Origin of the sequence: Caulobacter sp. 73W, from assembly GCF_041021955.1 — a bacterium.
Classification (GTDB): domain Bacteria; phylum Pseudomonadota; class Alphaproteobacteria; order Caulobacterales; family Caulobacteraceae; genus Caulobacter.
On sequence record NZ_CP158375.1, the window covers coordinates 1,899,069 to 1,915,016 of the forward strand.

10 protein-coding genes are annotated in these 15,948 nt (G+C 65.2%); 2 read left to right on the forward strand and 8 right to left on the reverse strand.

The features are described 5' to 3' along the window. Positions 1 to 10: 10 nt before the first annotated feature. The 7 genes from ABOZ73_RS08845 to ABOZ73_RS08875 all read right to left on the reverse strand — a co-directional run bounded on the left by ABOZ73_RS08845 (position 11) and on the right by ABOZ73_RS08875 (position 9,221). A complete protein-coding gene (locus ABOZ73_RS08845; RefSeq protein ID WP_369062381.1) occupies positions 11 to 1,756 on the reverse strand; it encodes a type I secretion system permease/ATPase in 1,746 nt (581 codons plus the stop codon). A 157-nt stretch (positions 1,757 to 1,913) separates the two neighbouring features. After that, positions 1,914 to 2,663, reverse strand: a complete 750-nt coding sequence (locus tag ABOZ73_RS08850) for an ABC transporter ATP-binding protein (RefSeq protein WP_369062382.1) — start codon at positions 2,661 to 2,663, stop codon at positions 1,914 to 1,916. Between the two features lie 3 nt (positions 2,664 to 2,666). Next, a complete protein-coding gene (locus ABOZ73_RS08855) occupies positions 2,667 to 3,449 on the reverse strand; it encodes an ABC transporter permease (protein ID WP_369062383.1) in 783 nt (260 codons plus the stop codon). 167 nt (positions 3,450 to 3,616) lie between these two features. Beyond that, positions 3,617 to 5,032, reverse strand: coding sequence for a hypothetical protein (locus ABOZ73_RS08860; protein ID WP_369062384.1), 1,416 nt, complete (start codon positions 5,030 to 5,032; stop codon positions 3,617 to 3,619). Positions 5,033 to 5,066: 34 nt separating this feature from the next. Next, positions 5,067 to 5,363, reverse strand: a complete 297-nt coding sequence (locus ABOZ73_RS08865) for a helix-turn-helix domain-containing protein (RefSeq protein WP_369062385.1) — start codon at positions 5,361 to 5,363, stop codon at positions 5,067 to 5,069. A 186-nt stretch (positions 5,364 to 5,549) separates the two neighbouring features. Next, positions 5,550 to 7,082 carry a methyltransferase regulatory domain-containing protein gene (locus ABOZ73_RS08870; protein ID WP_369062386.1) on the reverse strand — a complete coding sequence of 511 codons (1,533 nt, stop codon included), beginning with the start codon at positions 7,080 to 7,082 and terminating at the stop codon, positions 5,550 to 5,552. Positions 7,083 to 7,187: 105 nt separating this feature from the next. After that, a complete protein-coding gene (locus tag ABOZ73_RS08875) occupies positions 7,188 to 9,221 on the reverse strand; it encodes a hypothetical protein (RefSeq protein ID WP_369062387.1) in 2,034 nt (677 codons plus the stop codon). A 411-nt stretch (positions 9,222 to 9,632) separates the two neighbouring features. On the opposite strand from ABOZ73_RS08875, the gene ABOZ73_RS08880 reads away from it, so the two are divergent. Together ABOZ73_RS08880 and ABOZ73_RS08885 are read left to right on the forward strand one after the other, a co-directional pair. Beyond that, on the forward strand, positions 9,633 to 10,859 hold the full coding sequence (locus ABOZ73_RS08880; RefSeq protein ID WP_369062388.1) for an FkbM family methyltransferase: 1,227 nt from the start codon (positions 9,633 to 9,635) through the stop codon (positions 10,857 to 10,859). Next, positions 10,856 to 12,154, forward strand: coding sequence for a glycosyltransferase family 4 protein (locus ABOZ73_RS08885; protein WP_369062389.1), 1,299 nt, complete (start codon positions 10,856 to 10,858; stop codon positions 12,152 to 12,154). Before ABOZ73_RS08880 ends, ABOZ73_RS08885 begins: the two co-directional genes overlap by 4 nt. Positions 12,155 to 12,203: 49 nt before the next feature. Here the strand turns inward: ABOZ73_RS08885 and ABOZ73_RS08890 are convergent, their stop codons facing one another. Continuing rightward, a complete protein-coding gene (locus tag ABOZ73_RS08890; protein WP_369062390.1) occupies positions 12,204 to 15,725 on the reverse strand; it encodes an autotransporter-associated beta strand repeat-containing protein in 3,522 nt (1,173 codons plus the stop codon). Between the last annotated feature and the right edge of the window lie 223 nt (positions 15,726 to 15,948).

Consider the following 15,948-nt stretch of genomic DNA (forward strand, 5'->3'; position numbering starts at 1 on the left):
CTTGTCGGGATCAGGCCGGAGCGCCGCCAGCCGGCGGCGTAGCAGGCGGTGCGGCCGGGCGCGGAGCGCCAAGCAGCTTGCCGAGCATTTCGTCACGCTTGCCGACGTCGGCGATCACGCCGCCATTGACCACCATGATGGCGTCGGCCACGGCCAGAAGGTTCGGCTTGTGGGTAGCGAAGACGACCGTCTTGCCCGCCGACTTGAGTTTGGTGATGGCCTCCACCAGAGCTTGTTCGCCGGCAGCGTCCAGACTGGCATTCGGCTCATCCAGTACGACGAGGGCGGGCATGCGGTAAACCGCGCGGGCCAAGGCGACGCGCTGACGTTGACCGCCCGAAAGCGTCGCGCCGACTTCGCCGATGGGCGTGTCGTAACCGTTTGGCAGACCTTGCACCATCTCGTGAACGCCAGCGAGGCTGGCGGCTTCAATGACGTCGTTAGCCTCGTACTCGGAGAAGCGAGCGATGTTCTCGGCGATCGTACCGCTGAACAACTCAATGTCCTGCGGCAGGTAGCCGACGTGGCGGCCCAGCTGTTGAGGGTCCCATTGCTTAAGGTCGAAGCCGTCCAAGCGGATCGCGCCGGCGACCGTCGGCCAGACGCCGACCAGACCGCGCATGAGGCTGGACTTGCCCGCGGCGCTGGGGCCGACCACGCCAAGGACCGTGCCCGGTTCGAGTACGAAGCTGGCGTTACGCAAAGTCGGCGCAGAGCCGCCTGGCGGCATGATGGCGGCGCCCTCGACGGCCAGCCGCCCCTTGGGTTCGGGCAACGGCATCCGTTGTTCATCCTCAGGATTGTCCCGCAGGGTGACCTGCAGACGATCCCAGCTGCCGCGGGCGCTGACAAAGCCCTTCCACTGGCCCACCGCCTGCTCGATCGGCGCGAGAGCGCGGCCGACGATGATCGAAGCGGCGATCATGGAACCGGGCGAGATTTCGCCCTTGATGGCCAGATAGGCGCCGCCCCCGAGGATGATCGTCTGAACCACCTGACGGAAGAACTTGATGCCCGACATCAGGGCGCCGCCCCGATCGCTGGCCGACGCCTGCCACGAGACCTGTTCGTCGCGCTTGAGCTTCCAGCGGGCCTGCAGGCCGCCCCACATACCCATGGCCTTCATGACCTCGGAGTTCCGCAGCGTCGCGCCGACGTCGTTCTGCGCGGAGATCGCGGCTTGGTTGGCCTTCTTGATCGGCTCGTTCGTCACGCGATCATTGGCCAAGGCAAGACCGAAGATGATCAGGCCCGAGACGATCGCCAAGACGCCGAAGAACGGATGCAGGACGAAGGCGACGATGACGAAGACTGGAATCCATGGCGCGTCGCAGAACGCGATCAGACCCGCGCCCGTGAGGAAGTCACGGATCTGGTCCATGTCGCGAAATGACTGCGGCCCCATGCCCTTGCGCTTCAGGGTGGAGTCGAGCACCGCGCCGAACACCGGATCACGCACCGTGCCATCGAACTTCAGCCCGCCGCGGACCAGGACTTGAGTGCGCAACGCTTCCAGGAAGCCGTAGACGACGAACAGGAAGATGACGATCAGCGTCAGAAACAGCAGCGTCATCTCATTGCGGCTGGTCAGGACCCGGTCGTAGACCTGCAGCATGTAGAGCGGGCTGACGAGGGCCAGCACGTTGATAAAGAAGCTGAACACGACCGCGGTGACGATCGCCGGCTTGGCGGCGTCGACGGCACGGTTGAGAGCGGTCGGCTTTGCGTTAGCTTGAGGAGCGGCAGGAGCAGCCATTCAAAGGCCCTAAAGGCGCGGCGCCGAAGCGCGGCTCTGGATCGAAGCGATCAAGGCGGGGCCTCGACCATGAAATTGCGGCGGAATGTAAGCAAGCTCGCGCCCGCCGACTAGGCCGACGGATGCGTCCATACACGCGGACAGGTTGCGAATAACCTTAATTGACGCTGGCGGCATACTGATCCCAGACCTCCAGCACGGGCCCGCGGGCCTGCACCTTGCCGGCATGCATCCAGATGGCCTCGTCGCAGAAGTCGGCCAGCAGGTTCGGCATGTGGCTGGCCACCAGGGTCACGCCCGAATTGGCGCAGACCGTACGGACACGATCGACCGCCTTGTTGATGAAGTGAGCGTCGCCGGTGGCTATCACCTCGTCGATCAACATGATGTCGCTGTGCTGCGCCGTGGCGATGGCGAAGGCCAGCCGCGCCATCATGCCGGTGGAGTAGGTGCGCACCGGCATATGCAGGAACGGGCCAAGCTCGGTGAACTCGGCCGCCTCGGCCACGGCGTCCTTCAGGTCCGCCCCGCGCAGGCCGTGGAAGCGGCCGATCAGCTGCATGTTGTCAATGCCCGACTTGTCGACCTCCAGGCCGGCGCCCAGGCCGAGAAGGCAGCCGACCGTCCCGTTGATGTCGATCCTGCCCTTGGCCGGGGTGATGATGCCGGCGCAGGTCTTGAGCAGGGTGCTCTTGCCCGACCCGTTGCGGCCGATCAGGCCGATGCGGGTGCCGCGCGGCAGGTTCAGGGTCAGGTCGTCGATGGCCACCACGTGATCGACGCCCACGCCCCGCCCATACCGGCCGAAGCTGAGTGCGTGCGCCGCATTGGCGAAGGCTGACTGCTGGCGGTTCGAGATCACGACCGGATAGGCCACGGTCACGCCGTCGAGGGTGATGTGGGCCATGGGCTAGATCCAGTAGCTGATGGTCGAACGGGTGCGCCCGAAGACGATCACCCCCGCGACGAGGCTGGTCACGGCGATCGCCCCGGCGATAATCCAGTTATGCGGTTCGATCTGCCCGCCGGACAGGGGCGTACGCACCACCTCCAGCAGATGATAGAATGGATTGATCTGCAGCAGCCACTGGGCCTTCTGCTCCGGCGTCGGCGTCCAGAACACGGGCGATAGCACGAACATCAGGTTCATCCCCGCCGCCAGAGCCGGCGCGATATCGCGATAGCGAGCGCTCAGCGGCGCCAGCAGAAGGGTGATCCCCAGACCGAACAGCATGACGATCGCCAGGCCTGGAATCGCCAGGAGCATGCTGGGCTCGAACGCCGGACGCACGATCAGCAGCACGACGACATAGACCAGCAGCATGTGGAGGAACATCACGAACGAGGCGACGATCGAGCGCACGATGTAGATCGGCATCGGCAGCGGATAGCTTTCGATGAAGCCCTTGGCCCGCAACAGCGCCGTCGATCCGTCCAGCAGCAAGGACGACAGCAGGCTCCAAACCGGCATGCTGGCGGAAAGATAAAGCAGATAGCGCCAATGGTCGCCGCCCGCCGCGAACAGGCTCTTATGCAGGATATAGAGACCGGCCACGAAGGCGGCCTGCGCGAGCACGATCCAGAGCGGGCCGAGCGCGGTGCGCCGATAGCGCGCCAGGACGTCGTCCATGGCGATCGCCCACCAGACGTCCCAGGCGCTGAGAGCGCGAAACAGCTCCTTCAGGTTCGTCATGAAGTCTAGGCTATCCGGTCGGCGCGGCCGAGCGCGTCAGGCGAGGCATCTATAGTAGTTACGCAACTTCGCCAAGGCTCGAAGACGCGGGCTGTCACTTCTGCGACATTTCGCCGGTCGTAATAGAGGGAGCCGCGCGAAGGGCCAAGCCCTGTCGACGCAGGACGTCACCCGCCGTGGTGGTAATCGTAGACGGCGTGCGAGTGTCCGACGACGCTGATTGAGCTGCCGTCATCGAAGTTGAAGGTCACGCTGGCGACATTCGACCAGTCGGCCGACGTATCCATCAGCGAGGCGTCGTAGAGCACCACGGCCGAGCCGGTCACGACGATTTCGACCTTCGAGGTGTGAGCAACGAAGAAGTCGAAAATCTGCTTTGCGACCGCGGCCTGATCCAGAACCGGCGACGATTCCGGCTGCGGCGCAGCAGGAACAGGGTGAGAAGGCGCATCGCCCGATCCGCCTGCGGGCGGCGGAGCGCCAGGACCTTCGTTCTCCGAAGACGGTCCTTGAGGCTGGACGACAGCTGTGTTGATCACATCGCCCTTGGCGATGAACTTGGCCAGAATGTCGGGGAGGCTCCCCTGGTGCACCGTCACGCCGGCCAGTTCGCCGCGCGCAAGGTTCTGAACCACGCGGATAGCCGACACTTCGGGAACATCAGCAGCGCGCAGATCGATTTCCAACTGCCAACGTTCGATCACCGGCGCATGCAGACCTGCATTCGACTGGTTCACGACCGGGGCGCTGACCTGCAGAGTGGTGGGAGCCCTCACCCCACCAAACGAAGCCAAGACGACCGGGGCCGAAGGCAGATCGGCCAGGACGGCGGTCAACGCCAGCAGGCTTTTGATGGTCGGGTCGGCGGGATTGAAGTTGAACTCGGTCTGAGCGGCCTCCGCCACCGCACCGATGACAGGAGCCGAAGGTCCGACCTCCCGCTCCAAGGATGTCGACATAGCGACCGCAGGGTCGCCCGGAGCCGAGGTCGCCGCAAGCGCGCCGTCGCGCTGCAGGATCAGCATGGCGCTGGTCAGGATGGCAATGGCCTGAGCGCCGTCGATCTTGATCGTGCCTTCGCCGGGCGTGCTGACGACCGTCGTCGGCGTCGAAGTCGTGGCGAGAAGGGCTCGGCGGGTGTCGGCCTTGCCAGACCCATCGTCCGCCTTGGCTTCGCCCGTCTTGAAGAAGGCAGTGCCGACAATGGCGATCAGGATCGCCGCCGGGTGCAAGAAGACGTTGTTGTTGGCGGCTTTGCGCGTCTGGACCAGCGGGTGCCGGTCGAGCAGGTTGCGCACCAGGGCCTGGAAGTTCAGACCCTGCGCCACGCCGTCATAGGCGGGCGAGGAAACGATGTAGTGACCGTCGATACGCGCGAAGTGGATGACCACCTCGCCATCGTCGGCGCGACAGAAGACGAACCATGGCTCGCCCTCGTCGGAAATCCCGCGATCGGTCTCGATCCGCAGGCCAGCCTGGATCAAGGCGCTCTCGACCCGATAGAACTCGGCGATCTCCGCCTGAGTCCAGTCCTCCGGCAAAGCCGCGGGCCGACGAAACAGATTGATGACCTGTGCGACCATGCGCGGAGGCGATCCTTAAACCAGCAAAAACCGGTTAGGCTTCAAAAAGGATCCCATAGGTTATCGGATCGTAAAAGCGAAGTAACTCGCGCACGAAATCGCGAGACTCCACGTTCAGCGCTTCAGCCCAGTCCCGATAACGATCCGGCGGGATGCGGCCACGGCCGGTCTCGAGCTGCGAGATGAAGGTGTAGTAGTCAGCGCCGACCAGAGCCGCCAGCTGACGCTGGGACAGACCCGCCGCTTCGCGCTGCGCCTTGAGCCAACGACCACCCTCTTTGCGCAGGTCCTGCGCCTCGGTGGTGTTTAGACGTTGCGGATTGCCGTACATGGCCGGAACCTCGCCCCCATGCCGGCCGAAACCGACAGACAGATTGATGAATTGCCCCGTTTCTTAACGCATAAACGGAGAGGGTTCAAGCGGCGCTTAATATGACTTTGCTGTACCCCCCCCCCGCCCACGGGGCGACCGGCCGCGCGTCGGGGAGGAAGAAAGAGGGTGGGGGACTGAAACCGGTTAGACGATGCCTAGCGTCTTCCAGATGACCGATTTGCTGAGGAGAGCAGTGGTAAACTGCGTGACCAAGTACGCCGTTGCATCCTTACGCGAAGTGAGCGGCTTTGCCTCCTTCTGGATAGCGCGCCCCCGGGCCGAGAGCTTCTCATAGACATACTCGGCTGCATCTTCGGCCGACTTACCGCGACCTGCGAGCATCGCGCCGGCCGCGAAAAGGTCGTTGCCCGTCACCGCAAACCCAGTTCGCGCAGCAGAAGCCACCAAGACGCCGAGGCTAACGCCGTCGTAAGCCGCCTCTACAATAGCGGTATTGATAGGCCTGACCGCCTTTGGGTCAGGTTTGGCGCTAAGAACGCTAACCTGTCTTGAATGCACCAGAAGGGTCAATGCTTGGGTAAGTCGTCCGCGATCGATACCAGGATCCAACTGCAGGAGCTCATCGAATCCTGCGGCCCCCTTGGCCAAGCGATCAAAGATGGGATTGTAGATTTCGGGGGCTCCGCCGATTTCACCCAGCGGGCTATTGAATTTTAAGCGAACCTCATCCCGCGGCACGGCGAGCGCGAAGCTCCACTGAAGGAAACGGTTCAGCTGTTCACTGGAAGTTACGGTGTTGACACCGCGGCCATAGATATCCCGTCGGAACGCCTTGTTGTTAGCGTAGTCTCGCAGCAGCTCCTGCCAAACCCGATCGTCCGGGGCGACCTGCCCGATAAGCGCGGGCAAGCCAGGCGGAACCGCCGCCACATCTATATTCTCCGGCAGGGTTGCCGAAGCCATGTATTCAAGCCGCGCGCCGGACATCTGGCGGGCGACTTCATCGACGTAGAACGGTTGCCAATTCTCGTTGAGAAATTCATGCGCGAAGTATGCAGGCGGCTGAGATCTGATCATCTTTAGCCGCGAGGCCAGCGAAGGATTGGTCGCATAGTAGGCGGCGCCCGCGTTCTCGAGCATGTCTGAAAGTTCGAGGAACTTGGGAACTTGGCGGTCGGACCGGCCAGGAAACCGCAGAAGGTGTTGGCGCGCCAAATGGCGGAACGGAGCAGTTCCAGCCCATCCGGGAAGAGCATTGTACGAGATGTAGACCAGCCCCCCCGGCTTCAGGGTGCGATCAATAAAGGCGACAATCTCACGGCGATTGTCCTCCGAGACCCACGAGTAGATGCCGTGCAGCGTTATGAAGTCGAACTTCGGCAAAGCCGAAGCATTTTCAATCGCTTGAGCAAAGCTCCAATCTTCGAAGACGACATTCGTGAGCCCCGCCTGCTCCGCCAGGCGGCGAGCATTGGCTGTCTGGCCAGGGTTGAAATCGAACCCCCAGAAGCGGCTGTCCGGGTGCCCCGCCGCAATCAGGTTTAGGGATACGCCCTGACCGCTACCGAGTTCGCAGTACGCGAAAGGCTTGGTTACATCCGGCGCACGGTAACCCGTGACGTTCGCCGTGAATGCGATGTGCGTCGGAGAGAGCTCCGAGTGGAAGTGGGACGTGTACTGAACGTCCGTCGTGTAGCCTTCGCTCCAGCTGCTCATTTGGCTCCGCTCATCTAATGACCCGGAGCCTTGCTAACCTAGATTCAGAAAAAAGAAAGCCGGCCCGAAGGCCGGCTTTCCGTAGCTCTCAACTACTTCGAAGTCTTAGTAGACGTCGAAGGTGTTGTTGGCACCACCCGTGACACCGGTCACGCCGGTCAGCTGGACCAGGGTCTTCTGGTTGCCCGCATCTTCAGCGAAGATGTAGGAATGCGAACCGAAGGTGAACACGGTCCATTCGCCAGCGCCGACCTGAGCGTCGATGCCGGTGCCCGCTTGTTCGATGTAGGCCTTCAGGTCCGAAACACCGATCACGTTCGTGGCGGCCTTGTAGGTGCCCGTCACGTCGATCTTGTCCGAGCCACGCGAGAAGTCGGTGATCTGCGTGAAGGTCTTCAGCGCCGTGCCGTCCCAGCTGTAGTTGGCGGCAACGGTGGCGTCGCCCAGAACCACGGTGTCAGCACCGCCGCCCAGGGTGATCGTCGCGCTGTTGACCGAACCAGCCGTCAGGTTCAGCACGTCGGCGCTAGCCGTCAGCTTCACCGTGTCCAGGCCGTCTGCGCCAGAAGCGGTGACGTAGGTGATCAGGGTCGAAGCGCCCAGGGTGGAAGCGTCGATGGTGTGGCTGACGTCGCCCGCGCCGTTGAACACGACGGTGTTGGCGGCGATTTCGCTCGTGCCAGTCAGCTTCAGAACGTCAGCGCTGACGGTGATGCCCGTCGCGATGGTGCTGTTCTTAGAAGCGGTCAGGTTCACGGTGTCGCTGACACCGCCGATGACCAGAGCGCCAACCGAGCCGCTGACGGTCACGGTGGCGTCGTCAGCGTTGGCGTAGGTGAAGGTCGCAGCGCCAGCAGCCTTGCTGCCGACGTTCACGCCTTCGACGATGCCCGTCACGTTGATGGCTTGCGCCGCGCCGGCTTGCCAGATGGCAGCCGTGCCGCCCGAAGCAGCCTTAAAGTTGTCAGCAGCCACGTCCACGCCAGCGGCGGTCGCGGTCAGCTCGATGGTTTCGAAAGCCGAAACCTTCGTCAGAGCGGCGGTGGTGTCCGCAGCCAGCGACAGCTTCAGGGTGTCGTTGCCGTCGCCGCCGTTGAAGGTGGTGACAGCAGCGCCTTGGGTGTAGGTCGCGGTCACGGTGTCGTTGCCGGCACCAGCGTTGATCGTGGTAGCACCCGTACCAGCGCCACCGGTGACGGCGGCGTTGAACGTGTCGTTGCCAGCGCCCAGGTCGACCGTGGTGGTAAGAGCCGCGGCGCTCGCGTCGATCTTGGCAGTCACCGAGTCAGCGCCATTGCCGAGCGAGATGGTGACGTCAGCGGCAGCGGCTTGGATCGTGCCGGTGACGGTGTCGTTCTGGCCGGTGCCGGTGTAGCTGCCGTCCGCGGCGATTGCCTTGGTTTCGCCCGGGGTGCCAGCGCCGCCGTCACCGCCGCCGTTGTCGACGTAGGTGTTCAGGTCAACGTTGTAGTTGGCCTTCGCGTCCGGAGCCAGGTCCAGGTAGAAGTTGTTCAGGCCGTTCGAGTAGATGCCGACTTGGGCCTTCGTGGCTTCAGCCATGATGTAACCGACGACAGCGGCCTTGGCGGCCAGGTCGCGGTCAGCGGCGGTGATGCCGGCTTGAGCGACGACGGCGTCGAAGTAAGCCTTACGGCCGGCGATGTTGGCGATCGCGGCGTTCACATCGATCTTCGCGGCGGTCGCTTGAGCGTTGCCGATGATGCGGTTGTAGGCGACAGCGACGGTGTCGGCGAACGACAGACCACCGAAGGTGGCCAGGAAGTTCGTGCGGCCTTCACCAACGACGCCCAGGTTGATGGCGAAGTTGATGTAGCGGTTTTCCAGGTTGAACGCCTGGTAAGCCGGGTCGTTCAGGTCCGAGGTGTTGGTCGCGCTGTTGACCAGGTAGTCGAAGCCGGCCGAGGTCGGGATCTTGCCCGTGAAGAACTGGTAGGACAGAGCGGCGACCGAGGTCGTGCTTTGAGCTTGGCCGATGATGTAGGCGTAAGCCTGGTCGTCGGTGATGACGCCGTTCTGCGAACGGATGGCCAGGTCTTGCAGGATCAGGGACTGAGCCGTCGACGGCGTCAGGCGGGTGATCGCGGTGTAGGCCGCTTCGAGTTGGGCGATGGTCGCCATAGGGAAGTATCCTCCAGGGGAGATTGCAATCGCCGGAGCGGCATCAACCACGCCAGGCTAAGGGTGCTATAGAGGAAGCAATTTCCTCTGTACAGCGTTTTTCATACACACCCGCTTCCACCCAGTGAGAGCCCGGTTTTCCGCGGGTCGTGAACGGCAGCATAAGCGAGTGCGCCGGCACTTTGTTCCGCTGCTTTTCCCATATTTTTCACGGGCTTGGCCGGCGCTCAGCGAACGCTGTTAGCAACCCGTTAAGGTTGATGAAGACCTTCCGGTGTTGCAATAACCGCACAGAGTTTCGTGCCGCGTGGATTTCAACCTAGGGATTCACGAGACCCGCGCCTCTTTACCCTGGCGCCCGGCCGGTTTAGGCGCGTGCAACGCACACTATAGAATCTGCTGGAGACGCCTTTGCGCCCCGCCCGACTCGATCTGTCCGTCCGCAACGCCATGGGAGATCCGCAACCTGCACCCACTGGGCCGCGCTCCGCGCCCCGTTCGGACGCGACCCCGGAAGCCGCTCCGACATCGCGCAATCCTGTGCGCCGCCTCCTGGGCAGGACCCTCGGCCCCGTCGCCCACTACGCCCGGCGCTATCTGAACGCCTCCGTCGAACACCATCTCAAGCACGTCGACCATCGGATCACCGAGCTGTCGGAGCAGATGGAACGCCTGGAGCGCTCGCTGCAGGCCTCGATGCTGACCGTCCATCGCGGACTCGATTCGGCCCACGCCCAACGCCAGACCGCGCTGATCCAGCATCTCGACGCCCGCACCGAGGGCCTCGCCGGCCTGTTCGGCCCGCGCTTCGATGAGATCGAGCTGAAGACCCGGCCCCTTATCGACTACGACGCCGACACCATCGCCGTGCGTCTGGGCGACGGCTATGTCATGGCTCCGCGCGACCAGCCGCTGTTCACCCTCATGCTGGCCGACGCCACCACCGGCGGGCTGGAGCCTGGCACCCGTCGGGCCCTCAAGAAGCTGATCGTCCCCGGCATGAACGTCGCCGATGTCGGCGCCAATGTCGGCCTGCTGACCCTGGTCTGCGCCCGCTCGACCGGCCACACCGGCCTGGTCTGGGCCTTCGAGCCGGAACTGGGCCCACGCACCCTGGCCTCGAAGATGGCGGCCGCCAACGGCCTGTCCTGGGTTGATCTGCGCGACACCGCCGTGGGCGCCAAGGCCGGGACCCTGACCTTCAATGTCAGCCCCATCATCGGCCACTCCTCCCTCTACGCCCTGCCCGGCGACGAGCAGAAGGCCGCCAAAAAGGTGAAGGTGAAGGTCGTCACCCTGGACGAGGCCATCGGGCCGAAGACCAGGCTCGATGTCGTGAAGATTGACGTCGAGGGCGCGGAGCTGGATGTGCTGGAAGGCATGGCCGGCCTGCTGAAGGCCAATACGGACCTGGCGATCATCGCCGAGTACGGCCCCAGTCACCTGGAGCGAGTTGGGATCACACCGACCGCCTGGTTCAAGGCCTTCACCTCCAAGGGCTACAAGGCCTACGCCATCGCTGAGCCCACCGGACTCGTCAGCCCCTGCGATCCGAAGAGCCTGGAGGACGTGGAGTTGGTGAACATCGCCTTCGTCAAACCGGGCGGCGCGGCCGCCAAGCGTCTGGGCGCGGCGTGAAGCTCGCCATCGTCACGCCCTTCGTGCAGCGCTCGGCCATCGGCCGGGTGAACGCCGCCGTCGCCGACCAGCTGGCGACCCGCGGCCACGAGGTGCAGATCATCCGCAGCGAAAGCGTCGATGATCCACAGGCGCCGCTGCACCCCACCGACCTGCCCTGCCGGCACTGGTCGAAGGTGGACCTGGCCGCCCTGGCGCGTCAGGTGGACCTGGCGATCGTCAATGTCGGCGACAACTACCTGTTCCACGGGGGGATCTTCCCGGTGCTGGAGCAGGTCCCGTCGCTCGGCGTCTTCCACGACCTCTACATCTACAATCTGTTCTCGGGCTGGCTCTTCGACAAGCAGCTGGACTGGAAGGTTCATGATGGCGAGATCGAGGCGGTCTACGGCCCGCAGGCCTTGGACGCCGCCCGCGCGGCGCGCTCCGGCGAGCTGGATATGGGCGGCATCGCCAAGGTCATCCCCATGACCGAATGGGTCGCCCGCCGCTGCGCCGGCGCCCTGTCCCACGCCGATTTCTATCGCGAACGGCTGGAGGCGGTCTGCGCCGGACCGGTGGGGATGATCCCGCTGTGCGGCCCGGCGCGTCCGGGCGGTCCCGCCCCTGCGCGCAAACGCAAGGAACTCGTGGTCGTCACCCTCGGGGTCATGAACGCCAACAAGTGCGCCGCCGAGGTCATCCAGGCCATCGCGGCCTCCGACAACCTGAAGGACATCGTCCGCTATCGCCTGGTCGGCGCGATTCTCGATTCGGAGCGCGAGCGCCTGACCGCCCTGGCCGACGAACTGGGCTTCACTGGCCTGTCCATCGAGGGCGCGGTCGATGACCACGCCTTCGAGGCCGCCATGGCCGACGCCGACATCATCACCTGCCTTCGCCGCCCGGTGCTGGAGGGCGCCTCCGGCTCGGTCATCGACGGCATGCTGTCTGGCCGCCCGACCATCGTTTGCGACGCCGGCTTCTATGGCGAACAACCCGACGATCTGGTCTGCAAGATCGGCCCGCAGGTGGATGTCGAAGAACTTACCGCGGCGCTGGAGCGTCTGGCCGCCGATCCCGCCGGCCGGCGCAAGATGGGCGAGAAGGCCCGCGCCTACGCCCTCGACGCCCTAGGCCCTCAGCGCTATGCCGAAGGGCTTGAAGCCGCCGCTCGCGAAATCATCGACGCCCTGCCCCTGCTGGCAGTGGGCGAGCGCATGGGCTGGAGGCTCTCACAGCTAGGCCTTGATCGAGAACATCCGAGCGCCGAGCGTCTAGGGCTCTCCTTACAGGCCTTGCTGGCGCCGCATTAAAAACAAGCTGCGGCTGCGGAGACGGAACGCCTCCGCAGCCTCTCCGCGATCATGCCGCAAAGTCGCGCGCAGCCGGGACTGATTGTCCGATAAGATCGACGCCGTATTCAGCGTCGCCTTTGAAAGCGTCGATCAACCAGCTGTGCGTGGCATCTGAATAGACGCCGACGCCGGCCTCAAATCCCGCGTACATCAGGTAGCCAACCATGGCAGCCTTGCCGCCCAAGACCGAGCCGCCCAAGGCATCGAAATAGGCCTTCTGGCTGACCACCCAGGCGATGGCGGCGTCTACGTCGAGCCCGCCCGCCTTGGCTTCATCGAATCCGATGATGGCGTCATAGGCCTTGCGCACCGCGGCGGTGAAATCGAGCGCGCCGTAAGCGGTCTCGAACCCTGCCCTGCCTTCCCCCTGAACGCCCAAGTTCACCGCGAAATTGATGTAGCGGTTGGCCGTGTTGAAGCCGGCGTAGTAGGGATCGGTCAGGTCGTTGGCGTTGTCGGCGCTGTCGACCAGCCAGGCCATGCCCGGCTCGCCCGGCGTGCGGCCGGTGAAGAACTGATAGGCCTGAAGGGCCACAGCCGACGTTGGGGCGGCCAAGTCGGCGATCTGTTCAGCCAGATAGCTCTCCTTGATCAGGCCGGCAGAGAACCGCGCAATGAGCTGTTCGAGCGCCGCTGCGGCCTTGAAGTTGGGGTTATCAACCACGCGGCCGTCCGCCAGGGTGATCGTCGCCAGCGCGGCTTTAGACGCGCCCGGGTTGAAGCCGTTGGAGCCGTTGAAAGCCTCGCGGATCTGTTCAGGGGTCAGCGAAGCCGGCGGCGGCGGAGGCGGCGGCCCAGTATCCTCGGGGACCGGCATAAGTGCGGTCAGCTCCACGTCATTGCCGTCGCCCCCTTCATAGCTGATCGTGAAACGGGCCCGGCCCACGGTGATCGTCGCGCCCTCGTCCAATCCGTCGAAGGTTCCGATCACCGCGTCGGTGTCGTCATTGTCGACAATGACGAAGGTCCCGCTGCTGGGCAAAAAGCCGCTCAGCATCCGCAGGTCCAACTGCGCGTCCGTGATGTCGACCTCGCCGGTCACCATGATCTTGTCGAAGGTCGTAGCGTCCTGAAGCTCCACCTCAAACCGGGCGCCGGAAGCCAGCGTCAGATCGGCGGTGTTCAGGGTCCCCGACGAATTGCCGGCGGCCAGTATGCCGCCCGACTGAACGGTCACTGCGCCGGTCGTTCCCGAGCCGCCCAAGGCGGCGCCGCTCGCAACGGTCACCTCCGACGTAATGGAGCCGTTGACGATCAGGCTGCCGGCCTGGACCGACGTGTCGCCGGTATAGGTATTGGTTGCGCCAAGAATAAGTTTTCCGGCGCCGTCCTTGGTCAGGGTATGCGCACCGGTGGCGATGACGCCGGTGACGCGCGTCTCGCCGGCGCCGCCGACACTAAGGTCAAAGCCGCCGCTGACGGCGCCGCTTAGGGTGAAGGTCCCGGCGTCGGCGTTGATGCGGCTGTCCGCGCCCAGCGTGAGCGCACCGCTCCAGCTATTGACGCCAGAGACGCTACGCACCCCGCCGCCATTGGCGACGCCCGTGCTGCTTAGCGTGAGGGCGTAACCTGCGACGGCGATGGATCCACCCAGCTCAAGCGCCCCGCCTGTATTGACCCGCGGCCCGAAGGCGCTGTTGCCCAAGGCCTGAGCGTGGGTGATGCGCAGCGCCCCTTCGTTCACGAAGGCGCCTTCGAAGGTGTTTGCGCCGGACAGGGTCAGTCGCCCGGAGCCCTGCTTGTTGATGCTGATTTCAGATATGGCGCCGCTGAAGACGGCGTCGCCCGCGCCCTTCATGGTTAGTTCGGCGGCGACGCCAGAGATCGCCCCCGAAAGCGTCAGCGTCCCGGCCGTGCTTGTGACCGTTGAAGCAACGGCGGCGGCATGGAAGACGATCGCGCCCGCCCAGCTATTGGCGCCGGACACGTTTTCAAGGATGGCGTCGCGCCCGATCTGCAAGGCTTCGGCGCCGATCGAGACACCCCCTTGAAGCGTCAGACGCGCGTCGGGCTCGACATAAACGCCGCCCGCGGTGCTCCCCAAGGCCGCGCTGTGGCGAATGTCCAGCGTGCCATCCTGGACGCGGATTTCGCCGGTAAAGTCCGCATTGCCGCCCGCGAGGCTTAAGGTTCCGGCGCCGCCTTTGGCCAAGTCCCGGGCGCCGGCGATGGCGTTGGTCTCAGTAATGCTGGCGCTGGTGGCGATCTCGAGCGCCAACGCCCCGCCGGTGGAGCCCTGCAGGTAGGCAAGCGAGCCCAGCGCCTGACCGCTTGCGCCGCGCACGCCCGCGGACGCGGCCGCTCCGGCCGCGCCGCCGGTCACAGCATAATCTCCGGCAAAATCCGGATTCCTGATCGTCAGCGAGCCGCCATCGCGCACGAAGATGGCCCCGCCAAGCGCAGCGCCGCCGCCACCGCTGGCGCGCCCGCCGCTGCCGCCTGCGCCGCCAAGACCAGCCTCGCTCGTCCCGCCTGTGGCGCTGCCGCCGCCGCCGCCGGCCCCAAAACCGCCGTCGCCGCCGATTGTCGTATTACCGAAAGCATGGGCGCCGCCGCCTCCGCCGCCAAAGCCGCCAGCTCCGCCCGAGGTTCCTGCAACCTCGACCGCGCCGCCGCCGCCGCCGAAGTCCCCGCCGGACCCACCGTTGCCGACGCCGATGGTGGCGACGGTCCCTCTGCCGGCGCCGCCGCCGCCACCGCCCATGCCGCCATCACCCCCATTGCCGTAAGCGCTGCTGCCGCTGCCGCCCCCGCCGCCGCCGCCGCCGCCGCCCGAGGCGCCATCCGCTCCATTTTGGCCGCCGCCACCCCCGGCGCCGCCGCCGCCTGTCCCGGCGCCGCCGGTTGGGCCGCTATTGGGTGCGCCAAGGTCGGACAGGCTCACACCGCCTCCGCCGCCACCGCCGCCCCCAGCGCCGGTCTGGCCGCCTGCACCGAATGCGCCGCCGCCGCCGCCGCCGCCATTCGAGATGGTTGAGCCGCCGCCGCCGCCCGCACCGGCGTAACCTCCGCCGCCGCCGCCGGAGCCGCCGCCTCCGGCCGTGGAGCCCCCGAACCCGCCCAGACCGCCGCCGCCGCCGCCGCCGTAGGAAAAGGCGCTTCCCGTCAGCTGGCCGCCATCGCCGCCCTCGCCCCCGCGGGCGAAGGCGTCGCCGAACGAGACGTTCTCCACCGTAACGTCGGCGCCCTCATTGACGAAGATCGCCGCGCCGGCCCCCAGGCCGCCGCCGCCGCCGCCGCCCCAGCCCCAGCCCGCGTCACCGCCGTCGCCGCCGATGGCGGCGACGTTCTTAATGGTCAGGTTGCTGATCTCGACCTCGCCGGCCTGGATGAAGAAGGCGCGATAGAGGCCGGCGCCATCGATCGAGAAGTCGGCGCCGTCGATCAACATATTGTCGGTGATCATCGGCAGCAGTTGGGTGAGGACGATGTCGGCCGTGAAGACGATGATCTTTGACGCACCGCCGAGATTGGCGAGTATCGCGGCGCGCAGCTGCGCTTCGTTGCTGACGTTGATCGCGTTGGCCATGTGCACCCCCACTAGACGGGCGGCGCCACATGGCGCGCCCAAGCCTCACCACAAAAGGCGTCCGCGACCATGCCTATAGCGACGGACGGACCCCGCCGCGCATCTGGCGCGACCGTCGAGAACTAGCTCGCTTCGACAAAGGTGGGTGTCATCAGATGTAGCGACAGGGCGGCGCTGTCGGGAGGATCTCCTGGAAGTCCGCTCTCGGCCGCTCGCATAGACT